General features: G+C 36.3%; 15 protein-coding genes. 6 read left to right on the plus strand and 9 right to left on the minus strand.

Features of this window, described 5'->3' with window-relative positions:
- Positions 1 to 270 precede the first annotated feature (270 nt).
- The gene (locus IC221_RS14485) at positions 271 to 2,775 is read right to left on the minus strand and encodes a TonB-dependent receptor (protein WP_188169651.1); all 2,505 of its coding nucleotides are present in this window, start codon (positions 2,773 to 2,775) and stop codon (positions 271 to 273) included.
- Positions 2,776 to 3,054: 279 nt separating this feature from the next.
- On the opposite strand from IC221_RS14485, the gene IC221_RS14490 reads away from it, so the two are divergent.
- A complete protein-coding gene (locus IC221_RS14490) occupies positions 3,055 to 3,930 on the plus strand; it encodes an SDR family oxidoreductase (RefSeq protein ID WP_223241387.1) in 876 nt (291 codons plus the stop codon).
- 84 nt (positions 3,931 to 4,014) lie between these two features.
- Here the strand turns inward: IC221_RS14490 and IC221_RS14495 are convergent, their stop codons facing one another.
- From IC221_RS14495 to IC221_RS14520, 6 genes are all read right to left on the minus strand, one after another.
- Positions 4,015 to 4,593, minus strand: coding sequence for an SPOR domain-containing protein (locus IC221_RS14495; RefSeq protein WP_188169652.1), 579 nt, complete (start codon positions 4,591 to 4,593; stop codon positions 4,015 to 4,017).
- Positions 4,594 to 4,785: 192 nt separating this feature from the next.
- Positions 4,786 to 8,163: a preprotein translocase subunit SecA gene (gene secA / locus IC221_RS14500; RefSeq protein ID WP_188169653.1), complete on the minus strand. Its 3,378-nt coding sequence runs from the start codon at positions 8,161 to 8,163 to the stop codon at positions 4,786 to 4,788.
- Between the two features lie 291 nt (positions 8,164 to 8,454).
- Positions 8,455 to 9,000, minus strand: a complete 546-nt coding sequence (locus tag IC221_RS14505; protein WP_188169654.1) for an FKBP-type peptidyl-prolyl cis-trans isomerase — start codon at positions 8,998 to 9,000, stop codon at positions 8,455 to 8,457.
- A 27-nt stretch (positions 9,001 to 9,027) separates the two neighbouring features.
- The gene (locus IC221_RS14510) at positions 9,028 to 10,137 is read right to left on the minus strand and encodes an FKBP-type peptidyl-prolyl cis-trans isomerase (protein WP_188169655.1); all 1,110 of its coding nucleotides are present in this window, start codon (positions 10,135 to 10,137) and stop codon (positions 9,028 to 9,030) included.
- 338 nt (positions 10,138 to 10,475) lie between these two features.
- Complete coding sequence (locus tag IC221_RS14515; protein WP_188169656.1) at positions 10,476 to 11,402, minus strand: FKBP-type peptidyl-prolyl cis-trans isomerase; 927 nt, start codon at positions 11,400 to 11,402, stop codon at positions 10,476 to 10,478.
- A gap of 22 nt (positions 11,403 to 11,424) precedes the next feature.
- Positions 11,425 to 12,438, minus strand: coding sequence for a bifunctional oligoribonuclease/PAP phosphatase NrnA (locus IC221_RS14520; RefSeq protein ID WP_188169657.1), 1,014 nt, complete (start codon positions 12,436 to 12,438; stop codon positions 11,425 to 11,427).
- A 634-nt stretch (positions 12,439 to 13,072) separates the two neighbouring features.
- Between IC221_RS14520 and mutS the strand changes: the two genes are divergently transcribed.
- The 3 genes from mutS to IC221_RS14535 are packed head-to-tail and all read left to right on the plus strand — an operon-like array spanning position 13,073 to position 17,249.
- Positions 13,073 to 15,718 (plus strand): DNA mismatch repair protein MutS, encoded by a 2,646-nt coding sequence (gene mutS, locus IC221_RS14525; protein ID WP_223241388.1) that lies wholly within the window; start codon positions 13,073 to 13,075, stop codon positions 15,716 to 15,718.
- Positions 15,719 to 15,725: 7 nt separating this feature from the next.
- Positions 15,726 to 16,259, plus strand: a complete 534-nt coding sequence (locus IC221_RS14530) for a DUF4199 domain-containing protein (RefSeq protein ID WP_188169658.1) — start codon at positions 15,726 to 15,728, stop codon at positions 16,257 to 16,259.
- Between the two features lie 24 nt (positions 16,260 to 16,283).
- Positions 16,284 to 17,249 carry a glycosyltransferase family 2 protein gene (locus tag IC221_RS14535; protein WP_188169659.1) on the plus strand — a complete coding sequence of 322 codons (966 nt, stop codon included), beginning with the start codon at positions 16,284 to 16,286 and terminating at the stop codon, positions 17,247 to 17,249.
- An 87-nt stretch (positions 17,250 to 17,336) separates the two neighbouring features.
- Here IC221_RS14535 and IC221_RS14540 read toward each other — a convergent pair whose 3' ends face one another.
- Together IC221_RS14540 and IC221_RS14545 are read right to left on the minus strand one after the other, a co-directional pair.
- Positions 17,337 to 18,308, minus strand: coding sequence for an AraC family transcriptional regulator (locus IC221_RS14540; protein WP_188169660.1), 972 nt, complete (start codon positions 18,306 to 18,308; stop codon positions 17,337 to 17,339).
- 110 nt (positions 18,309 to 18,418) lie between these two features.
- Entirely contained in the window at positions 18,419 to 21,130 is a 2,712-nt protein-coding gene (locus tag IC221_RS14545; protein ID WP_188169661.1) for a family 14 glycosylhydrolase, read from the minus strand.
- A gap of 737 nt (positions 21,131 to 21,867) precedes the next feature.
- On the opposite strand from IC221_RS14545, the gene IC221_RS14550 reads away from it, so the two are divergent.
- Positions 21,868 to 23,091: a serine hydrolase gene (locus IC221_RS14550; RefSeq protein WP_188169662.1), complete on the plus strand. Its 1,224-nt coding sequence runs from the start codon at positions 21,868 to 21,870 to the stop codon at positions 23,089 to 23,091.
- 182 nt (positions 23,092 to 23,273) lie between these two features.
- Positions 23,274 to 25,883: an alanine--tRNA ligase gene (gene alaS, locus IC221_RS14555; RefSeq protein WP_188169663.1), complete on the plus strand. Its 2,610-nt coding sequence runs from the start codon at positions 23,274 to 23,276 to the stop codon at positions 25,881 to 25,883.
- The last annotated feature ends 227 nt before the right edge of the window (positions 25,884 to 26,110 follow it).

Consider the following 26,110-nt stretch of genomic DNA (forward strand, 5'->3'; position numbering starts at 1 on the left):
GAATCGGGAAAATTGGGGATGAAGCAGAAGGTAGAAATCGGGAGATTTCTAAGGATCTGTAGGACACGAATGACGCTGTCGCTTAACATTCGCGCCAGTGGTACTGATTCCCCATAGCGCAAATGTTAAGCGACAGCGTCATTTGTGTTTGAGAAATCAAAAGAAGTCTCTGACTTCTATACAAAATAAATAAAAAAATCACCCAACTTTAAATGATATATCTATTCAAAGTCGGGTGATTCAGGGTGCAAATTAAAAGATAACTGTCGATTAGAACTGCTTATCGAATTCTGTTTTCTTGCCTTTTTTCTTCGGTTTAGCATTCATGGTGTAGTTCACACTAAACTCTACGATTGGTCCGTATCTATAATAAGTTGTTCTTTGATAGAACGTATTTTCATTGGAATTTCTATCCTTACCCGTCGTATCTAAACCTTTGATATTAGATTGGAAAATGTCATTTGCTCTACCTGTAAAGGTCCACTCTGGCATACTTGTCGGTTTGTATACTAATGCGATATTTGACATATAGAACAAGTCATTTTGCCCTTGTGCTGTAACTGTCGCCGATTGTACATCGATATCAAATACAAAACTTAGCGTTTTCGTAAGCTCTGTATTCAGCGTAGATTTCCAACTCCAGTTCAAGCTACTTTGATCGATTGTCTGTCCATAAATAGATCCGTTAATTGCATAATGATATAACGATCCACCCATAAATAACTTCACTCTTCTGGCGATATTAAAATTAGAGTTCAACTCTAAACCTAATGACTGATCATCACCTGCATTGGTATAGGATCTCATCAAGACATTTTCTCCTTCGTTCACTACATTCACACGGAAAACAGCGTTTTCAACTCCTCTATAAAAGGCCGTTAAGCTGATGTTTTGGTTTCCGATTTTCTTATCAAAAGTAACTTCCGCCAAGTTTACAAATTCAGGCTGAAGGGTCGGGTCACCTACTTCGTATACTTCAAAGTGTCTTCTATATAGGAAAGGTGCCATGTTTTTCGTCGGTGGACGGTTGATACGTCTACTTGCTCCAAAGATTAATCTATTGTTTTCATTAAACTCATAATCTAAGTTTAATGAAGGGAAAGCATTTAATTGCTGAACGACAAACTCATCTTGTTCCGGTACATCAACGATAGGGAAAACGGCATAATTTCCTACTGTCATCACTTGATCAGTGTATTCCAAACGAAGTCCCGCTTTTAAATTTAACTTCCCGAACCTTGCTCCATAATCAACATAACCTGCATAAATATTACGCTTTAATTCATAAGAGTTTGAATACGGATGTTGCTCCCAACTTCCATTATTTAGGTTTAATGTATCATAGTTGTAGTTACCTGTTTGCGTCAAAAACTGAGGTTGTACACCAAAAGAAACCGTTTGATTGTCGCTGATTGGTTTTTCATAATCTAAAGAAAAACGAATGGCATGTAATGGCTGATCAGTCACCTGTGTATAATGTGTCAAAATCGTTTCTTCTGGCGACTCTGTTCCTTTATTATACACTTGGTTTTTGTTGTCCAAGTCATCACTCAAAATAGAGTGCTCATACACTAACCCAAGATTTAACTTTGATTTATTTTCAAACTGATGGAAGAAATCTAGGTTCGCAGTATGGAAATCACCAAAACGGTTGTGGGTATTGGGGTTATAAATATACTCTTCAGATCCATCAATCATTTGACCGTCTAAATCTTTGTAATAGTTATGGTATACATAATTTGCTGTACGCTTATTACTCTTATGACCGTAGAAATAAGAAGCTTTTAAAGAGGTATTTTCATTAAAATCATAACCAACACCTGCATTTGCTGAATAGTTGACATGCCATTCGGGACGATCACCTTCGGCATCCATATGGTATGTTCCAGTACGATTTCCATCACTGTCTCTTTGTGTAATTTCAGAATCACCCTCACGACGACCATCTACATTTCTACTCAAATAATTGGCTCCTGCATTAAAAGTCCATTTATCTTTTTGATGTGTAATATTAAAGTTACCACCACCACGAACGGGTTCCGAACCCTCTCTCCAAGGTGCACCACCAAGCATACCGCCTGCTGTAACTGAAGTACCTTCTAATTCTGATTTATTGACTGTAATGTTGATAATACCCGCTTTTCCTTGTGCATCGTATTTGGCTGAAGGAACCGTAATCACTTCAATGTTTTCAATTGATCCTGCCGAAATTTGTGATAATAAAGTAGAAGGATCAATTTGAGTAGGTTTTCCATTGATATACACCATAAAACCTTGTGTACCACGAACAGATACATCACCTTCAGGAGACACCGAAATTTGAGGTAATTTATTCAACATGTCTGTCGCTGTACCACTTCTAGCCGTTTCAAAATCAGAAGCATCGTATACTTTCCTATCGATTTTTGTAGAAACCGTTTCCTTTAAATCCTTTACCACAATTTCATCCAATTGTTGCACATTGGGTTTTAAGTATAATGTCCCAAGGTTAAAATCCTTAGTTAAGCTAATTGATTTATTTAAAGAGTGGTATCCAACAAAGGAAATCTCAATGTTATATTCCCCTTTTTTTACTTTATTCAGTTCAAAGTTTCCTTCAAAATCTGAACTCGTAAAAGTGATTATTTCTTCGTTTGCATCTAAAAGTTTAACGGAAGCATAAGGAATACTTTCATTGTTGTCTTGATCAACAAGTTGTCCTGAAATCTGAAAGTTTTGTGCAGAAAGAAAGGACACATTGACAAGCATCAAAATGATTGATAAAATTTGTTTCATTAGGTTTAGTTTTTAATTCATTTGGTTTAAAATAGATGTGTAAAAAATTACATCTACATGTCACACCATGCAAAGATGATAAAGTTCAAACAATAAGAGATGGTCTATTTGAAATTAAAAAGGTATAATCTATGTACATTTAGAATTTATGATAAAAACCGTTCTTTTTAGCCCATTTTAATGCATAAAAATCGAATACTCATTATATTAGTTGACCAATAAACAAGAAGCAGTCAAACTGCTCACATGTACAACACTTTTTAGAAACCAAATACTCACATGTATAATAAACCAATGCTACGAGATGGGGCACTTGAAGGGAAAACGTATATCGTTACCGGAGGTGCTACAGGCCTAGGCAAGTCCATGACTAAATATTTCCTTGAGCTAGGAGCCGATGTTACAATCTGCAGTAGAAAAGAAGAAAAACTTCAAGCCGCTGCAGACGAATTAGAAGAGGCGACTGGAAAACGTCCTTTTTATGTCGTTTGCGACGTCCGAAAATATAATCAAATTGAAAATGTCATTCAACAGACCGTTGAGAAGTTTGGACAGATTGATGGACTTTTGAATAATGCAGCAGGCAATTTTATCAGTCCAACAGAGCGTTTGAGTCACAAGGCTTTTGATACTATTGTTGATATCGTATTAAAAGGAACGTATTACTTTACTTTGGCGATGGGTAAATACTGGATTGCCAACGGACAAAAAGGCGTTATGCTAAATATAGTGACGACTTATGCTTCTACTGGATCAGGATATGTAGTGCCTTCTGCTTCTTCTAAAGCTGGCGTTTTGGCACTAACAAGATCACTCGCGGTAGAATGGGCAAAATATGGAATTCGTTCTAATGCCATTGCTCCAGGGCCATTCCCTACAAAAGGAGCATGGGATCGTTTATTCCCTGAAAACCTAAGAAGTCAATTTGATGAAGCAGGAAAAGTACCAGTTGGTCGTGTGGGAGAACATCAAGAATTAGCCAATCTAGCAGCTTATCTGATGTCTGATTTCTCTGCTTATGTCAATGGTGAAGTAGTTACGATTGATGGTGGTGAATGGCTGAAAGGTGCAGGAGAGTTTAATCATTTGGATGCTATCCCTTCACCAGTTTGGGATGATATTGCTTCAGCCATTAAGAGTAATACTAAAAAATAGTCTACATTTAGATTTTTAAAAATAAAAAAGGAGAACTGAAAATTACACTTCAGTTCTCCTTTTCCTTTGAAAGAGGTTTATATATTAATAATCATCCTCTTCGTCTATTTCCATAGCAGCTGCCTTTTCAGCATTTGCTTTTTTAATTCTTCTTGCTATTTCATCTGCATTCATTTTTTCTTTTACAACAAATGCAGATCTAAATTTCTTCTTAAGACTTGTATGAACACCGTGTGCAGTAAGACGGTCAAAGTAATAACCTACTCTTACTTTATAATTTGGTTGCTCATAAGTCATTTCAACTTCATAGTTACCAAATTCATTTTTTAAGAAATCCACTATTTCTTCCGCTTTATCTCTTGCTCTACCCGAATAAACTAAGATTCTATATACCTGTATTCCTCCAAGATCTCTTTCTGACAAGTGCGTTAAAATAGTGTCTACTTCTACATTGACATCACCTTCTGGAAAACCTAGTTCTTCTTGTCCCTGCGGTGTTTGTTCAGCAACATCATCTGTTTTCACTTCTGCTTTTGGCAAATAAGCTGTAAAATCTGTATCTACAAGATCAGACGACGGTACCGTTTGTTTTGGTTGAGAAGGTTTACAAGCCATTGCACTCATTAGCAAGGCTATAAATGTATAACGAATTAGTAGTTTCATATTTATATTTAGAAATAATGGAACGATCAAAGTTAAGCATTTAATCATTTGTATTGAAACTGTAAGCACCAGAAAAAAAGTAAACGGATATTTTATCTTATCTTTTTATCCTTTTCTTCGTTCCTTGTACTTATCAAAAAAAAGAGGCTGTCTCAAAATATGAAACAGCCTCTTGAAGAGTGATATCAAAGATTAACCTTCAATAATCACACATTTTCCATTTTGAACATCGTTCTCCACGGATTTATATTTTACACCTTCTTTGACAGTACCGTCACTGTATTTAACAGTTACTCTGTCATTTCTTTGGTATGTTTTTTCACTCTGACGTGGTTTAACAACTTCTACTGGAGCTTTTGGAGCTTCAGGAATATCACCACCTTGAGGAGTTGCGTCAGGAGCTAATGCCGAACCTGCGTCTGCCTTATTTGCCGTCACTTTTGGTTCTGGACGTTTCGGCATTGGAGGAGGAGCTGGCATTGGAGGTGCTTCCTGTACAGGAATCTTCGCTTTGGCTAAGAAACTAATGATCTCATCATTTACTTCCGCTAAGAACGTTTTGAACAATTCAAATGATTCGAACTTGTAGATCAATAATGGATCTTTTTGTTCGTGAACCGCATTTTGTACTTGTTGCTTCAACTCGTCCATTTCACGTAAGTGATCTTTCCATAAGTGGTCAATCACTGCCAATGTAACGTTTTGCTCTAATGCTGAAACTACTGATTCTCCATCATTTTCTAAAGCCTCTTCTAGGTTTACATGCACTTGGAACATCTTATGACCATCTGTAAATGGAATCACGATATTCTCAACTACACCACCTCTTTTTGCTTTTACTTTTTCAAAAACAGGTTTTGCTTTTTCCCAAAGTTGAGCATTTTTCTCTTTGTAGTGCGTTAACGCTTCTTTGTATAACTCTTGCGTTAAATACTCTTCGTTATGGTGTTGGAAACCGTCTTCTTTGATACTAGTTGAAATACCTAAAATCTTAAGGGCATCCAATTTGAAACCTTCGTAGTTACCTACGTGAGTTTCAGAAATATTTGCTGCTACATCAAAGAAAGAGTTCATTACGTCTACTTGTAAACGCTCTCCGAATAACGCATTTCTACGTCTACGGTAAATTACCTCTCTTTGGTAGTTCATTACATCATCATACTCCAAAAGACGCTTACGGATCGCGAAGTTGTTTTCCTCCACTTTACGTTGTGCTCTTTCGATAGACTTAGTAATCATTGAGTGTTGGATTACTTCACCTTCTTGAAGACCCAATCTATCCATAATACCTGCAATACGGTCTGAACCGAATAGACGCATTAAGTTATCTTCCAATGACACGAAGAACTGAGATGATCCTGGGTCACCTTGACGACCAGAACGACCTCTTAGCTGACGGTCTACACGACGAGATTCGTGACGTGATGTACCAATAATCGCTAAACCACCTGCATTTTTCACTTCATCAGGTAACTTAATATCGGTACCACGACCGGCCATGTTGGTAGCAATTGTTACTGTACCTGGCTGACCAGCTTTCGCTACTACATCTGCTTCACGACCGTGCTGCTTGGCGTTCAATACTTGGTGCTCGATACGTCTCATCTTCAACATACGGGACATTACTTCTGAGTTTTCTACTGAAGTAGTACCTACCAATACTGGACGTCCTTGCTCTACCAATTTCTGACATTCTTCCGCTACAGCATTGAACTTCTCACGGATCGTCTTGTATACATAATCCTCTCTGTCATCACGAACAATCGGACGGTGAGTAGGAACAGTTACTACGTCTAATTTGTAGATTTCATAGAATTCACCTGCTTCCGTTTCGGCTGTACCTGTCATACCTGTCAGTTTGTGGTACATACGGAAGTAGTTTTGTAAAGTCACCGTTGCATACGTTTGTGTAGCATCCTCGATCTTTACATTTTCTTTTGCTTCTAAAGCTTGGTGTAAACCATCTGAGTAACGACGACCTTCCATTACACGGCCAGTCTGCTCATCTACGATTTTCACCTTGTTGTCCACCAAGATATAATCTACGTCTTTTTCAAATAACGTATAGGCTTTCAACAATTGCTTCATCAAGTGAATACGCTGAGATTTTGTATCAAACTCTGCGATTAAAGCATCTTTGGCTTCAATCTTCTCTTCGTCTGACATTGCCGGGTCATTCTCAATCTTGCCAATACCTGTTGCTAGGTCAGGAAGGATAAAGAAGTCAGGTGCATTGGCTCCAGTCACAGAAGCAATACCTTTTTCCGTTAATTCAACGCTATTATTTTTTTCTTCGATAACGAATAATAAAGGCTCATCCGCTTCAGGCATTCTACGGTTGTTATCCGCCATGTACTCGCCTTCCACTTTTTGAAGCAATTGCTTCATACCTTCTTCACCTAAGAATTTAATCAAAGGCTTATATTTTGGCAACGAACGATGAGCTCTTAATAATTGAAGACCACCTTCTTGCTTATCGCCATCTTTGATTAATTTCTTCGCTTCATTCAACATTTTTTGAGTCTGCTTTCTTTGCTCATCTACTAAATGTTGAACTTTTGGTCTTAACTCACCAAATTCTTCTTGCTGATCACCTTTTGGTACTGGACCAGAAATGATTAGTGGCGTTCTAGCATCATCAATTAATACTGAATCGACCTCATCAATCATTGCAAAGTGATGCTCTCTTTGTACTAGATCATCTTTGTCTCTCGACATGTTATCACGCAGGTAATCGAAACCAAATTCGTTATTTGTACCATATGTGATATCTGCTTGATACGCTTTTCTACGAGATTCAGAGTTAGGCTGGTGCTTATCAATACAATCTACTGAAAGACCGTGGAACTGGAATAATGGTGCATTCCACTCCGAGTCACGTTTTGCTAAGTAGTCGTTTACTGTTACTACGTGAACACCTCTTTTTGCTAATGCGTTTAAGTAAGCAGGCAATGTACCAACGAGTGTTTTACCTTCACCCGTCATCATTTCACCTACTTTACCTTGGTGAAGGAAAATACCTCCCAACAACTGTACATCATAGTGGATCATGTTCCACTCCACTTCATTTCCGGCTGCTAACCACTTGTTTGACCAAGTCGCATTGTCACCTTCAATCGTGATGTTTTCATACTTTACAGCCATTTCACGGTCATAGTCCGTTGCTGTAACCGTAATTTGTTTGTTTTCAGTATATCTTCTACCAGTTTCTTTTACCACTGCAAAAGCTTGAGGTAAAAGATCCATTAATATTTCTTCTAATTTTTCGTTACGCTCTTTTTTCAGCTTATCAATTTCCTTGAAAGTCTTGTCTTTGAACGCAAGGTCAAGCTTAGTATCATTTTCAACCGCTTCTTGTTTCGATGTAATTTCATCGTCAATTGAAGCTAATCCACTTTGGATATAATCAATGAAGTAAGCTGTTTTAGCTCTTAGTTCGTCATCTGAAACCGATGATAATTTTTTATATTCTGCATCAATTTTGGCTAAATAAGGTCTGATCTCTTTCAGATCTCGCTCTGACTTAGTACCAAAAATTTTAGAGAATGCTTTGGTTAATGAACCTAACATATATTATTTTTTGATTTGATCTTTTTACAAAAATTCTTGATCGTCTTACAATCAACTTTACATCAATTAGACTTCTGCTTTAAAAATGTGATTGTAAACTGAAACTGCCGATCAATTATCCGACAAATATCACACAAATTTAATGTAATAAAACGATTTTCAATAGTTAAGCTTACGAATAATTAAAATAGGAAGTTCTAATTATTCACATTTCTTCTTAGACATAAAAAAAACCGAAAGATAAAGGAGTCCTTATCTTTCGGTTTTTCTCAATTTATAGCTCAAGACGTACTATTGTTCATCTACTTTCCATAAGCTGTCTACCTTAATATCAAATACTAAAGTAGCGTTTGGAGGAATAGTACCCGTTCCTGAAGTTCCATAACCAAGGGCTGAAGGAATAATCACTCTTGCCTCTTGTTTCTCGTGCATGCTGACTAATGCAATATTCCATCCTTCAATGATCGAAGTTTTACCTAAAACTACTGGGAATGGATCTTCTGATAATCGATTACTATCAAAGATTTCACCATGAAGTACCCAACCTGTATAGGTAATGTGCATAGAGTCACCAAGACTGATATCTCTATCTGTCAAGATTTCATCTTCAGGTGTGATTGAAGACATATATACTCCAAAGTTATAATACTTATCAACAGCTTCTTGATGAGTATCTGCACTAAAGTATGGAGGACCTGATATAATATACTCTTCGATCAAGTGCTTTTCAGCTTCATCAAAATCAATTTCTCCATCAAAAGAACTTGACGTTGTACACGAAAAGCCAATGAATAGGGTGCTTAAAAGCAGTAAATAGTGTCTAATGCGATATTGCATACTATAAATATGAACTAAAAAATATTATTATTGCTCGTCTTCTTTTATTTCAATAGTAAATACTAATGTCTTAAAAGGACGGATTGTTTTAAATAAATCTGATGTGTTAGGATTATCTCCCGTTTGCCAGTAAGCAGTGTGTGAAGGCATCACAAAAACAGCTTTTTCACCTACTTGCATTGTACGTAATGCTTTGTACCAACCATTGATTACAGTTGAAGATACGCTAGCATCTTGTGCAGCTTTTGCATCTTCAAAAACTACTACTTGGAATTTAGAATCTCCAGAATCAGTATTTGAATCAAATACTTCTCCATTTTGATCAATAAATTTACCTTCGTAACGAACTTGAACCGTATCACCAATTGCCACTACATCACCTGTACCCGCTTGAACTGTATGTTTTACAATATAGTCAGGTAGCTCTAAAGGTTGATCATCACCAAAGTAGTTGTCATCAACAATTGATTTTGATGTACCGTTGTATAATGTATCGTTTTCAATTTCTGTAAAACCTTCAATTGAATCTTTAGCATATTGTAATGCAACAAGTGCTTCGTATTCTGCTTGAGAATAGGCTGTACGTTCCGCTTTAATTTCGTAGTTTTCTAAAGTAACGATATCGTTAAACTGTAAACCTAAATTTGCTGAAGATGTACCACCAAATGCTAAGTAAGATGGAACATAAATTCTATCTAAAACCTCACTTGGTACGATAGAGTTCAAAGTTGCATCTGTTACACCAAGACAAATCGCACCTCTACGCATTGCAAAAGTGTACGTTGAATCTTTTAAAAGTGCATGTGTTACCAAATCATCAGGACCTTGATCAAATGCAGGGTCTCCAATGTATTCTTGAGCAAAACGTCTTAAATCTAAGTTGATTTCAAAAATTCTTAAATCGAAATCCTTAGGAAGTTCTCTTGTACCTTGGTTTGGAGGAGTAATGTAAACACTACCACCTGAAGGTAAAGTAGATGTTTTACGGTACTGAATGTCGTATGAAGCTAAGTATGCCTCCAGAGTCTCTGTATCTTTAGCGAAGTAATCCACAATGTCGTCATGAATACAACTTGTGAATCCAAGGAGGAAAAATACAGGAAGTGCGAACTTGAAAAATTTGTAAGTATTGTTCATATGATAAGTAGGTTTTAATATTAGATTTACATTTAAGAAGAATGAGAAGATCGTTCTTTCATTTCATTCCAATAAATACTCAGACAATTGTCTTTTGGTGGCAGACAAACATAAACCATTGTATTCTCAACAAATTTACTGTACTTATCAATAGTAAACTCATTGTGTTTGAATATATTATGTTAAGTACTCAAACAAAATTACCTTATGTTTAATTATTGCAACTTTGTCTGAGTACTCATTGTAATTTCAGTAATTTCTCAAATCGAAAAAATACTAAACTACCTCAAAAACACTTCTCCTTAATTTTATATTTTTAAAGGAAATGTCTTCTAAAATTATTTTGTTGGATTAACGAAGTCAATCAACTCAACATCAAATTTTAATACTGAGAACGGCTTGATCATTGATCCTGCTCCATTTGCACCGTAACCTAATTTTGAAGGAATGAATAAAGTTGCTTTAGAACCTTTTTTCAATAATGTGAAACCTTCATCCCATCCTGCTATTACTCTACCTTGACCCAATGGGAACTCAAATGGTTGTCCTCTATCTACTGAAGAATCAAATTTTTGACCATCTAATAAAGTACCAGTGTAGTGTACTTTTACGCTAGCACCTTTTTCTGGAGCTGCACCAGAACCTTCCTCGGTGATTACATAATATAATCCGTTGTCCGTTTTTTGAGCACCAGAAATATTGTTATCTGTCAAATAATCTTGAATTAACTGATCGTCAATTTCAACATATTTTTCAGCTTCTTCTTCCATTTTCTTCATAGCTTCCGCTTGCTTTTCTTCCATAGCTACACGGTAAGCTTCTTCGTCAGTGTATACGTTTACAGTACGGATACCTACTACTACTTCTTGCGAAGGATCTTTGATAAATGGAGGAGCCATTTTTCCAAAGAAATCAGAAGCGATAATTTTCATTTGAGCACTGTCTCCTTCGCTCATCATAGCAACCATTTCTCCTAGTGGATCCGCTGGCTGTCCTGCAGCTTGTTGTTGTTTCACGATTGAATCAGGGAAAACTTTTACAGCAGCAAACTCTCTTCCTGTTTCAGTAATATCAAATAATGTAGAATCTGAAGGTGTAGAGATATTTAATGTAAACTCAACGATATTATTTTCTTTGATCGCTGTACCACTTCCGCTCTCAACGATACTAAATTTCTTACCTGTTGGAGTTTCTTTTTCCTGTGGTCCACAAGCAACAGCACCTAACATTACGGCTGCAATTGCAATTTTCTTTTTGATTTGCATATTCAGTTTATAAGTAATTATTCTATTTTAATTTTTCCTGGAGTACTTTCTTGAATTTAGCGACTGCCTCATCAATTGTAATTCCATCAATTCTACCCCCTGCAGCATTTTTATGACCTCCACCATTAAAATGTTCGGCCGAAAGATCTGCTACAGAAAAATCTCCAATTGAACGGAAAGATACTTTAATGCCATCACGTTCGTCTTTTTCTTTGAAAAGTGCGGCGATTTTAATTCCATTGACAGACAAAGCATAATTCACTAAGCCCTCAGTATCTCCGGATTGTAACTTGAATCGTTCTCTATCATCTTGACTTACGGTGAAATATCCTGTATTTAGCTCAGGCCAAAAAGTGAGGTTCTCCCCTAAAGCATAGCCTAAGAATCTTAATCTAGTTTCAGTATTATTATCGTAAATAAGGTTGTAGATTCTAGCGGTATCAAGTCCTGTATCTTTTAAAGATGCTGCTATACGTAATGTTCTACTGCTCACACTTGGGAACTTAAAAGACCCTGTATCTGTAATTAAGCCTGCATATAAACAAGCGGCAATTCGTTGATCAATTTTCTGAATTCCTTCGTCTAAATCAATAAATTCATATATAAGTTGTGCGGCAGCTGCTGCATCAATATCCCAAAGTTCATAATCAGCAAACTCTTCTTTCCCTCTATGATGATCAATCATCACAATCGTTTTCTTGCTAATCGAGTTTCTGACTAATGGTCCTAGTTCTTCAATTCTACTTAGAGAAGAGAAATCCACACAAACAATCACATCTGCTTCTTCAATGATTGTTTCTGAAATTTCAGGTTTTTCTTTATCGTAAACCACCACTTCTTCGTGTCCTGGCATCCAATGCAAGAACGATGGGTAGTCATTTGGAGAAAGAACAGTTGTGATATGCTCATCTTTTCTTAAATACCAAGATAATCCCAATGCCGATCCTATAGCATCTGCGTCAGGCTTAGTATGCGGAATGATGACCACTTTTCTTGGTTCCTCTAAGAATTCTTTTAGTGTACTAAAATTGTGCATATAATATTTCACGTAACTGTGACATTACTCTAACATCACTTCTTATTTTTTACTCCCCTCAGCGAGAGAAGTATGCACAAAAGTCTTAAAAAATGTATTCTTAATCAATTTATTATCAATTCTATAGTTATTTATTCTTCACACCCAATACAAACAACAATTCAAATTACTGAAAATCAATTACTTAAACCTTTATTTTTTAGTGATATATTTAAGTTAAAATACCTTTCATTTTAAATAGAATATTAAAATAATACAGTAATTCACATTAATTCTAAATTTTAGACCCACTATATCTGATCTCTATTCACCCTCCTTCCTGTTAAAAAAATTAAATACTATAAACCTTTTTATTAATCGATCGTTCGATTTAATATAGATAATAAAAATTGATTAGGTAGTAGATTAGTTAAGATCGTGCGTATTTGGAAAGGGATCTCTTGATGAGGGATCCCTTTTTTTGTTTTAGCACAAAAACGAAGCAAAAAAGTCAAGGTCTTGAAGGGGAAAGTATCATGGATCAATACAATCCGTCAAAAAGCTTAAGAATTATTGTCTCTTCCATTCTATCACAATGCTATATTCTAAAACCTTTCCTTAAATTTGCAGATCAATTGGACATATCTTATGATATATGTCTCAAAGGAAGTTAGAAAATAATAATTTTAGAGCCTTGGCGAAGACAAAGACAAAGAAGGAAACTCCGATGATGAAGCAGTTCAATGCGATCAAAGCAAAGCATCCTACTGCTATGTTATTATTCAGAGTTGGAGATTTTTATGAGACGTTTGGAGATGATGCAATTACTGCAAGTAAGATATTAGATATCGTTTTAACGAAACGTTCTAATGGTTCTGCTTCTGAAACGGCATTGGCAGGTTTCCCTCATCATTCTTTGGATACCTACTTACCTAAATTAGTCAAAGCCGGACAAAGAGTTGCTATTGTAGATCAACTTGAAGATCCTAAAACAGCCAAAGGAGTGGTAAAAAGGGGAATCACTGAGTTGGTTACGCCTGGTGTGTCTATGAATGATAATGTACTAAGCGTAAAACAAAACAACTATTTGGCAGCAATTCACCTTTGTAAAAAAGAAATGGGAATTTCATTCCTAGATATTTCTACTGGTGAATTCTTTGTGGCTCAAGGTGATCAAAATTACATCGATAAATTATTACAAGGTTTTTCTCCTTCTGAAGTATTGTATTGTAGAACGGAACAGGAGCAATACAATGATACTTTTGGAGATACTTACCCTACTTTCAGACAAGATGATTGGGTGTATACTTCAGAATATGGTTATGATAAACTGACTTCTCATTTCGGCACGAAGAACTTAAAGGGCTTTGGTATTGAAAATCTTCCATTGGCAATTATTGCTGCGGGAGCTATTTTGAATTACCTGGAGTTGACAGAGCATCATCATATTGATCATATTCATCAAATCAGCAGAATTCAAGAAGATAAATATGTTTGGTTGGATAAATTTACAGCTAGAAGCCTTGAATTAATCTTCCCTCAAAATGAAGGAGGTGTTCCTCTCATCGACATTATGGACAAATGCGTTACTCCAATGGGGGCTCGTTTGTTGAAAAAATGGACTGTTCTTCCTTTAAAGGATCAAAAAAGTATTGATGCCCGTTTGAATGTGGTGCATTACTTTACGGAGGAGGAAAATACAGCAGATGAGGTACTCTCTCATTTAAGACAAATCACAGATATTGAACGTCTGATTTCCAAAGTAGCTGTAGGAAGAGTCAACCCTAGAGAAATTGTCTTTATCAAAAAAGCATTACAACATGCTGCTCCTATTAAGGCTATTCTTTCAAAAATTGATCATCAAGAGATCAAAGGAATAGCAGACCGTATCAATACATGTAAAGTCTTGGTTGATCGTATTGAGAAAGAAATGCAGGACAATCCTCCATTAAACCCTGCCCAAGGTAATATCATCCGCACAGGTGTTAATGCTGAATTGGATGAACTGAGAGCAATTTCTCACTCAGGAAAAGATTTCTTACAGAAAATACAAGAAAGAGAAAGTGAGCGTACAGGTATTCCTTCTTTAAAAATTGGATATAATAAAGTATTTGGTTATTACCTAGAAGTAAGAAATACACATAAAGATAAAGTTCCTGCAGAGTGGATTCGTAAGTCTACACTTGTCAATGCAGAACGCTATATCACAGAAGAGTTGAAACAATATGAAGAGAAAATTCTAACTGCAGAAACGCAAATTTCTGTTATTGAGAATAAACTTTTCATGGATTTGGTACATGCCTCAACAGAGTACATCAGTCCAATTCAACAAACGGCTTCAACACTAGCAAAACTTGATTGTCTACTTTCTTTTGCTACCAATGCCATTGAATATGATTATGTAAAGCCTGAGATTACAGCTGATAAAGCATTGTCAATCAAAGAAGGTAGACACCCAGTGATTGAGAGACAACTATCGGTAGATGATCCGTATGTTCCGAATGACGTGTATTTAGATACAGAAGAACAGCAAATCATGGTGATTACTGGTCCTAACATGTCAGGTAAGTCTGCCTTATTAAGACAAACTGCTCTGATTGTTTTGATGGCTCAAATGGGTTCTTTTGTTCCGGCACAATCAGCTACGATTGGTATTGTCGATAAAGTATTTACACGTGTAGGAGCATCCGACAATCTTTCAAAAGGCGAATCGACTTTTATGGTGGAAATGACAGAAACGGCTAGTATTCTGAATAACATTTCTGATAGAAGTTTAATTCTGATGGACGAAATTGGAAGAGGAACGAGTACTTATGATGGGGTTTCAATTGCCTGGGCCATTGTAGAGTACCTTCACAATCATAAAAAAGCGAGAGCAAAAACGCTCTTTGCTACGCACTACCATGAACTAAATGAGCTGGCGGAGGATTTCCCTCGTATCAAAAACTTCAATGTTTCTGTAAAAGAACATCAAAAGAAAATTATTTTCTTGAGAAAACTTAAGGAAGGTGGAAGTGAGCACAGTTTTGGTATTCATGTAGCACAATTGGCAGGTATGCCTCAAAAAGTAGTAAGACGTTCGGAAGAAATCTTAGAGCATTTAGAACAAGATAAACGCAAAGAGAAAAATACAGAACGTATCAAAGAAGTGCCTAAAGATAATTATCAACTTTCCATTTTTGACTCGGTAGATCCCGTTGCTAAAAAATTGAAAGATGAATTTGAAAAAATTGATGTCAATACCATGACTCCAATTGAGGCAATGCTTAAATTGAATGAACTAAAGAAACTTTTATCATAGATAGAAAATGAACAATCAATTATCGATAAAACCAATAGCACTAAAGTATGGTGCCATCATAGGCGTTTTCTCTTTTGGATACAGTACACTCCTTCATTATTTAGGAAATGCTCAAGACCCTTTTTTACAATACTTGAGTATAATGGTCTATGCCACTGCTACTGTCTTTGCTTACAGAGAATATAGAACGAATAATAATGAAGTCCTTACTTTCAAAATAGGGACTAGACTTGGTACATTGCTCTCTTTTGTAGCAGCCGCTATCTCTTCTGTATTCAATTACCTTTATATTAAATTTGTAGATGACAGTGCTATCAGAGAGGCTCTTGAAATTACAACCAAAGCTTTAGAGGGAAACCCTGATCTTACGGATGAACAATTTGAGATGACCGTTTCTTGGATGGAAACCATCAGTTATTCGGTACTTCCTCATCTTCTCAGTATTGTATTTTTGACATTCTTGGGTTTTCTATTCTCAATGGCCGTTGCTCAAATGATGAAAAGAGAGCCAGTAGATCCTGACCAAGATTACGATTTTTAATTTACAAGCTTCACTACTTTTAAAATGGAAGAAAAGAAAATAGATGTATCCGTAGTTGTTCCTTTACTCAATGAAGAGGAATCCCTCCCTGAATTAGTAGAATGGATCAGTAGAGTATTTGTTGCTGAAAAAATCAATGGTGATCTCTACCTTATTGATGATGGAAGTACTGATAATTCATGGGACATTATTGTGGAGTTGAAGAAGAAATTTGAATGGATTCATGGCATTCAATTTCAAAGAAACTATGGTAAATCAGCAGCACTACAAGTCGGTTTTCAAGCTGCTGAAGGTGAAGTAGTGATTACAATGGATGCTGACTTACAGGATAGTCCAGATGAAATTCCAGAATTAAGACGAATGATTTTGGAGGAAAAGTATGATATTGTTTCTGGTTGGAAAGAAAAAAGGTTTGATCCAATCACGAAAACGATTCCGACTAAATTATTTAATGCAGCTACTCGTGCTTTGTCTGGTATCCACTTAAATGACTTCAATTGTGGACTTAAAGCTTACAAACAAAATGTAGTAAAAAGCATTGAAGTCTATGGTGAAATGCACCGTTATATTCCTGTAATTGCGAAATGGCATGGCTTTGCAAAAATTGGAGAAAAACCAGTACAACATAGAGCTAGAAAGTATGGTACTACAAAATTTGGTTTGGAGCGTTTTATCAATGGGTTCCTTGATTTAATGTCCATCACTTTTGTTTCTCGCTTCAAAAAAGCCCCAATGCATTTCTTCGGTTTATTGGGTACACTTTCTTTTATGTCAGGAACTTTGGCCGCTGTTTGGCTATTAGGAGAGAAGGTTTATTTATCAATCAATCGCCTTCCTGTTAAAAGAGAAGTAGTAGAACAACCGTTATTCTACCTCGCACTGACTGCTGTAATTATAGGTTGTCAGATGTTTATGACTGGTTTTATCGCTGAAATGGTTTCTTTAAATCAGCCTAATCGAAATGATTATGGTATTAAAGGGAGGGTTTAGATCGTTCAAACGGGTTACGTTACTATACGAGAATAAATTGGGTTGAACCAATATGATAGCACCTAAGCACATTATGATGTTTAGGTGCTATTTTCTTAAATCATCTTTAAACTCTCTTGGTGTCACACCGTATTTCTTCTTGAAGTTAGCCGAAAAATGACTTGCACTAGAAAAACCCAAATCCATCGCTATCATTGACATCGTTCTTTCTCCCTCCTGTAAATAGGTTTTGGCAAGATCAAGGCGTACATCTTGATGGAATTGATGAATTGTCACTCCAAATACTTGCTTAAATAGCGCTCTAAGTCTACTGGCACTTAAACCACATTCTCTAGCCAAATCATCAATTTGAACCGGTTGGCTCACTTGGCTTTTCAAATAGTTTCTTGCTTTGAACACTGCTTTTGTATTGAAAGGGTATTTATTTGATTCCAGAATATTTTCACGCTCATTTACTTTAGAGAAAAAAGTAGCGACCAAATGCAAAGCACTAGCGTGTACTAATTCTTGTTCATAGATATTCTTCACCTCATCCGAATACATTCGCCAAAACATGCCATGCATGACAGGATCAAATTCTTCAAAAATATAATAGGGAGCATCTTCTAAGAAAAGCTGTTGATAATATTCCGATTTACTTGCCAAAAATTTATAATACTCTTTCTTCAACCGAATGCTCACAAACCTGGTTTTCCGATGTGGGAATAATTCCCACCCAACGGTGTCTTTTGTATTCGTGGTAAATGCTCCTTCCGTAAAGAAGGCAAATTCTTCCTTTTCATTATTTTCATTCTCAATATCAATTGTTTTCTTTTCTGAAGGTTCACCAAAGAAAATAGGAATATACTCATCCATGGTGTTCAACTGCTTCCCTGTAGAGGCAATTTTCTGTTTCAAATAGAAGTCAAAACGTAAAATTTCCATTTGATCATTGAAACGAAAACCATCAACAACTCCCTGTCCTAACTCATTATTAAAAATGATGGAGTCTTCTACTCTTTTACCATTGAATATTCTACCCCAAGCTTCTAAGGCTTTATCAAAATCTCTTTGTTCCATAACATAAAAGATATAAAAAAACCATTAGTAATTCCATATCTTCTCAGATTAAATTACTAATGGTTTAGAATGTATCGAACACCTTATTGAAGGTATTCCTTTATGGAAAATTAGCGGAGTTTATTGATTAACTCTGCATATTTTTCAATCGGGAAGTTATTGTCAGAGAACAAGTTTTGCATTCTTAGAATTGTAATTCCAGAATAACTTGTATTGGCTCTTGTCAAGGCCTTTTCGATTTGATCCCATCCTGACTGACTGTAAAGTTCATGATAAAGGGCGTTTTCACCCATTACTTGAATTCCCAGTTTTTTGGCAGAATTAGAGAACCACATCACAAGGTCTTCCGCTCTTGAGTAACCTTCCCAGTCCTTGTTCATTTTTTCTAAACAAGTAAAGTGAAGTACCACTCTTTCTTTAAAATCCTTGTCGATGATTTTCTTGAGCATATCCTCATATTCACCTCTATCAGTTGCCCCTATTCCTGGATAAGGAGCAATCAAACCTGCTGTAATCTCCGCTACCCTTGGTTTATTTGGATCTGAAATTAACCAGTGAATACCCGGCATTTTGAAACCAATTGGTACTTTTTCAAACTCCTCATTAAAGATCGCTGTTGCTCTTCTGATAATTTTATTACCATGTTTAGCAAGGCTATCATTGTACCAATTGAAGAAGTCCTGACCTATACGTGAAGTCGCATAATTATTATTATTAAATAAGTTATCAGCATCTGGCATTGGAATTTCTTCTGCTGATTCATATCCGGTATGCCATACCTCATTAATATAGTCTAAGCTACCGTACATGTTAATCACATGACGTTGGAAGTCTTCTTTTGCCAATCGGCTATAACACTGTAATGTACCACGGTTAGGGTAATCACCCCAGTCATGCGAGTTGTAAGAAGGGTATCTTAACTCACCCGCAGGTCCTAATGAAACGTTGATTTCATCCGTCATCCAAGCATACTTTTTATAGCGTTGCTTAAAAGCTTCCATGAAACGTTCATAATAAGGCATCACGTATGTATCTGCCCAAAGTGACACATACTCCACACTTACATCTCCTGTTTCAGAAACGTATTGTAAATCTTCGATTGACTTCAATTGAGGGTTTTCTTCAACAATTTTACCCCAGATCCAAAGCGGAATCATCTGCGTAAAGTCGTCGTTTACATTACCTCCTGCTTGGTGGAACGATAAAATCGGCACCCAATTCAATCCTTTTGACTCAATCAGTTTTACCATATTATCATAGTAAGACCAATCAAAAACATTTGATTGTGTACCTTCTACCAATCCCCACCATATATCAATAGAAACAGCAGAAACACCAATATCCCTCATACGATCTAATTGACGTGACACCGTCAACCAGTCATGATCTTGCAATAATCGTTTTGGGTTGTGTGTTTTAACATGCAAAGGTCCCATTACTCTGAAAGACTTTTGCTTTGTTTCTATATGATCATCTTTAAATTGAACTTTTCTGATCAACTCCTGTAAACGAGCACTACCGGTGTTTAATTGATCGAATAATACTTTCATATTATTGATGATCAAACCACTCAATGTGTCATTTTTCAGAAGCCAAAGTGCTGCGTTATCCCAAATCACGTGGGAGTTGATACCTTCTACAGAACTATTTTCTAAATAGAACGAAATCGGGTTACCTTCTCCAAATGAAAGTAATTCTTTTACTTTCAACGCATATTCAGAGTCTTTTTTGTACTCCGTTCTGCTCTTCGTTGGAATAATAATTCCTAATCTTTCTTCCTGAATACCATCAGCAATCATTGACAATGATGTCTGATAAGCGTCACCAATTGAGATATCTTTATGAATAGCAATACTTCCCGAACCAACTTCTAATTGGTGTGGAGTATTTTTTAGATTTTTTTCTGCGTAAGCAATAGATCCTCTAATACATAATTTCGAATGCTCAAATCCATGATCACTGAATGTATTTTGAAGAATGTGCAATAACTTATTTCCGTGATTACAAAGCGACTTACTGTACCAAGAAGTAACATCAAACCCATAAGTAGTATCAATGTATTTTCTTCCTTGAAGTGCATCATTTGTTTTAAAATAAGACAATAATGCTTCCTTATCTGTAATCCCTTCTATTCCCCAAGCTTCACCTGCTTCTCTATATCCTTTGTATTTTTCTCTCACATAGTTATCCCAATCATCCATAGCTATTGGAGAATAGCACTGCATATTTCTTCTTGGGAAAGAGCATTCATTAAGTGGATAACTTAATTCACCTTGTGGAGTAGCAGAGATAATAAATTTAGTGAAAGCACCAGAGATATCTTGGAAGTGATTTTTGAAAGATTGTATCAGTTCTTCATAGTAAGGCATCACATAATGATCTGCCCATAAGGAAACAGCATCTTGAACACTTCCTCCTGCTTTATTGACGTATTTTAATTGACTTAAGTATTTGATTTCATCGTGAGCACACATCAACTGCCCCCATAGCCAATCTGGTAATGTACAAAGGAAATTTTCTTCGTAATTGTTGATCATTTGAAAGTTGAATTCAACCACTACTTTTAGGTCGTTTTCGGTAATCTTGTTGATCAAACTTCTGTAGTATTGCCAATTGTAGTGAATGTAGTGTTCTTTGTGATCTGATGCCTTTCCTTCTCCTTCTACTAACTTCCACAACACGGGCACCAAAACCACTTCCATACCAATTTTCTTTCCTCTGACAATCCATTTTTCAAGGTCTGTCCAATCTGGATCATGTTGTGAAAAACAAGTATCAGGAGATAGAATTGAATACGGTAATCTGACTTCAAAAGTCTTCATTTTCTTTTATTAATTTAGTTAGAAACAATCCAAAAATGAATTGCCAATCATAGCATAAGACGAAAGTCGTTATACAATTTAGTTTAGTAAATATAATCAAGTTTTTAATAGAGAAAGAAATCAAGTAATTAAAATTTAAACAAATCATTTTCAGCAACCGGTAACATAATTCGCTAATTATCAAGGACCACTATTTAAAACACTGTTACCTCATTTTCTTAAAATGTAATTGTGATACAAATTTCAACCGCTCTGTTAAAGTGTTATTAGAAGACCTTAAAACCAACTATATCTCAAATCATTTTTTGCATTATTATAAGATAAGCATTGCAGAGAATCAAAATATTACATTTTCAATAATGTTATTTCATGAGACTATTATAGCTCAAAAAGCTAGTTTACTATTCTTCTATATTAGCAATAACAAAAGGAAAAGAAATAGAATTATTTCACTGCAAAAAAGAGGCAATTTCACGGTAATGATACTTATTAAGTAAATAGTTGATAAACATAAAACCACACCTTTGTAACAATGTAAAAACAAAGACTATAATCGAAGCTACTACTAGCTGAATACTTGGGGATTAATATAAATATTTAGCATTACAACATTTTGTAACATAACCTTTTTGTCACCCTCTCCCTTGTTTATTACATTTAACAATCTACAAAACACACGAGTACGAGCAATACTCCTTTTATTTTCAGAATAATAAACTATTCATCGAACATCACCTATGAACAAAACACTATTCATTTTACTATTATTCTCTTTCATCTCATGCAAGAGCAAAAAAACAGACAATGAGACGACTAAAGCTCTAACAAATGAATTGCAAAAAATCTCAGAGACAGGTTTAATCAAAGGTTTTTCAGTAGCAATCGTTGACGATAAAGATGTTTTATATCAGAGAGGTTTTGGGTATTCAAATGAAGAAAAGAAAACGCCTTACACCACACAAACTATTCAGAATATTGGATCCGTTTCTAAAGTGGTCATTGGCCTTTCACTTTTAAAAGCACAAGAACTAGGCATGCTGCATTTTAATGATCCGATCAATAAGTACTTACCTTTTAAAGTTTTCAACCCAGCATTTCCGGGTGAAGTCATCACAATAAAACATTTAGCCAACCATACTTCCTCCATTCTTGATACAAAATTTTATGATGAAAATGTATATGTACTGAAAGAAGATACTGATTCGGTTGAAAATGAACAACTCAAAGGCGCTTTCCAACCTGCAGACACCTATATACCAATGCCCGAATTCCTAAAAAAATTACTTTCTGAGGAAGGCGATTGGTATTTAAAAGAAGGTTTTGCGGAATTCAAGCCAGGTGAAAACTTTGCTTATTCTAATGTCGGTGCAGCATTGGCCGCTTATATCTTAGAAATTGCCAGCGGTCAATCTTACCCTGAGTTCACAAAGCAATATATTTTTGAACCGCTAAAGATGTCCTCTTCAGGATGGTCTTTTGAAACGGTTGATCTTTCTAAACATTCAACTTTGTATTTCGGTGAAAATGAACTTCCGTTATACAGACTTCAAAGTTATCCTGATGGCGGACTTTTGACTTCTGCCAATGATCTAGCGTTACTTTTAAAAGAACTGATCAAAGGACAATCCTCTAAAGGAAGTTTGCTACAACCTGAAAGTTATGAGGCACTCTTTGGAAAAAGGACCATTGTGCAATTAGCAGATACAGTCAAAAAGGAAAATCCTGTTTTTTCTGTAAAGTATGATTCCAACCTATTTATGGGAAGTACTTCATCAGGGTTCTATGGACATACTGGTGGTGACCCTGGAATTGTTTCTCTTTTCTTCTTTGATGCAGATCGTAAAGTAGGAAGATTAATCATAGTCAATACACACATAGATGGCAGTAAAGAGGCTGTTCTAAATGAACTTTGGACCATTTGGGAAAAGCTGGATGAATACAAAGTGAAGCTCATAAATTAAAGGAGATACACGAGCTGAATTCCCATTTTTAGAATTGAAACTCTATCAATTCTCTTATTTTTTTCAAAAGATCCTTATTTACAGCACTTCAATTGCTTATATCGTTATTTAGATTGAGAAAATATCTTATTTTTGCACGATCAAAAATTTGAAAATTTATAAAACTCACTAGAGAAACATACATGGACGCAAAAAGTATTCGCCGCACGTTCTTGGAATTCTTCCAAAGCAAGCAGCACGCCATCGTTCCTTCGGCACCACTTGTGATTAAAAACGACCCTACGTTGATGTTTACCAACGCAGGTATGAATCAATTCAAAGATTATTTCTTAGGAAACAAAGCCGCCGAGGATACACGTGTCGCCGATACTCAAAAATGTTTACGTGTATCTGGTAAACACAATGACTTGGAGGAAGTAGGTATTGATACTTACCACCACACCATGTTCGAAATGCTTGGTAACTGGTCATTCGGAGATTATTTCAAAAAAGAAGCAATTGAGTGGGGATGGGAACTTCTTACTGAAGTTTACAAACTGCCAAAAGATAGATTGTACGTGACAGTATTCGAAGGCGATGAGGCTGACGGTACTGAAATGGACCAAGAAGCAAAGGATATCTGGAAAGGTTTAATTCCTGAGGAAAGAATTATCCTTGCCAACAAAAAAGATAACTTCTGGGAAATGGGTGAGACAGGTCCTTGTGGTCCTTGTTCTGAAATCCATATTGATCTTCGTAACGATGAGGAAAGAGCGAAAGTAGACGGTCTTACTCTTGTAAATGAAGATCACCCATTAGTGGTAGAGATCTGGAACCTTGTATTTATGCAATTCAACCGTAAGGCGGATGGTTCATTGGTTTCTCTTCCTAACAAACATATCGACACTGGTATGGGATTCGAACGTTTATGTATGGCGATTCAAAAGAAAGAATCGAACTACGATACAGATGTATTCCAACCTATGATCCAATTCTTAGCAGCGAAGTCGGGTAAAGAATATGGTAAAGATGAGAAAATAGATATCGCTATCCGTGTGATCTCTGACCATATCCGTGCGATTTCATTTGCTATTGCTGACGGTCAATTACCTTCAAACAACAAAGCAGGTTATGTAATTCGTCGTATCCTTCGTAGAGCGGTACGTTACGGTTATACTTTCTTGGATTTCAACAAGCCATTCATGTATGAGTTGGTGGATATCCTTTCTGATCAGTTTGAAGAAACTTTCCCTGAAGTAATTTCACAAAAAGACTTCATCAAGAAAGTAGTAATGCAAGAAGAGGCGGCTTTCTTAAGAACACTAGACAAAGGTTTAGGGATTCTTCAAAAAGCAATGGACGCAGCTTCTGACAAAAAGATCGCAGGTAAAGAGGCATTCACTTTATACGATACATTCGGTTTCCCTCTTGACTTAACACAATTGATCGCTTCTGAAAACGGATTCTCAGTAGATACAGCCGGTTTCGATGTAGCCATGAAAGAGCAAAAAGACAGAGCTCGTGCTGCTTCAGCTTCAGAAAAAGGTGATTGGATTGATGTAAACGACGGTGACTCAGTGGAATTCTTGGGTTACGATGCATTAGAATCAGACGCTTCTATTTTACGTTACCGTGAAGTAACGGAAAAGAAGAAGACAATTATACAATTAGTGCTTGATCAAACTCCTTTCTATGCTGAAAGTGGTGGACAAGTAGGTGACAAAGGTATTTTAGTTTCAGGTGAAGAAACAATCGCTATCTTCGATACAAAGAAAGAGAACGATTTGATCATTCACTTCGCCAACAAACTACCTTCTAATCCTTCAGCTCCTGTAGTAGCTAAAGTTGATGCTACACGTAGATCTTTAACAGAGAATAACCACTCTGCTACTCACTTATTACACGCTGCTCTTAGAGAAGTATTAGGTGATCACGTGGCTCAAAAAGGTTCATTGGTCAACGAGAAACACTTACGTTTTGACTTCTCTCACTTCCAAAAAGTAGAAGCTGAGGAGTTGGCACAAATTGAGAAAATCGTCAACCAAAGAATCCGTCAAAATATCAAATTAGACGAACAAAGAAACGTTCCTATCGAAGAAGCAAAAGCAATGGGTGCTACTGCACTATTCGGTGAAAAATATGGAGACTTCGTTCGTGTAATTACTTTTGATAAAGATTACTCATTAGAACTTTGTGGTGGTACTCACGTTCCAGCTACTGGTAAAATTGGTTTACTAAAAATCACAGCTGAATCTTCAGTTGCTGCAGGTGTACGTCGTATTGAAGCGATCACTGCCGATGCTGCTGAGGAATATGTGGATGAGCAAATCACTTTATTACAAGAGATCAAAGAGCTATTGAAAGCAAAAGATCCTAAGAAAGCAGTGGCTGACTTAGTAGATGCTAAAAACGCTCTATCGAAAGAAGTAGAAACACTTCGTAATAAGGAGCTTCAAGCGGTGAAAAACGAATTAGCTTCTAAAGCGGTTGCGAAAGATGGTTTCAACTTTATCGCTGCCAAAGTGGCTGTTCCAAATGCTCAAGGTTTAAAGCAATTGGCTTACGACTTAAAAGCTGTGGTAGAAAATATCTTCTTGATCTTAGCGGCTGACGTTGACGGAAAACCTCAAGTAGCAGTAATGATCGATGAAGAGTTAGTAAAATCGAAAGACTTACACGCTGGTAAAATCGTTAAGGAATTAGCGAAAGAAATCAAAGGTGGCGGAGGTGGACAACCTTTCTTCGCAACTGCGGGTGGCAAGGATATTACTGGCTTGGATGCTGTTGTTGAAAAAGCGCAAGAGTTAGCTTAGTTAAGGGAAGAGGGATGAATGAAGTGGTAAGAGGTTAATGCCAAATACCTGATCTATTCATTCTAAAAACCTTACTTTGGATAATTCTTAATAGATATTGAAACGGCCTTCTCTTAATTGAGGAGGCCGTTTTTTTGTATACCCATGATTGAAATCATGGGTTTTTGATAGGGACTTAAACTCAAGCCTCAAACTGGTGCAAGTGTTAAGTGAAACGTAACTTGTGT

It is taken from the genome of Flammeovirga sp. EKP202, from assembly GCF_014534745.1.
GTDB lineage: Bacteria > Bacteroidota > Bacteroidia > Cytophagales > Flammeovirgaceae > Flammeovirga.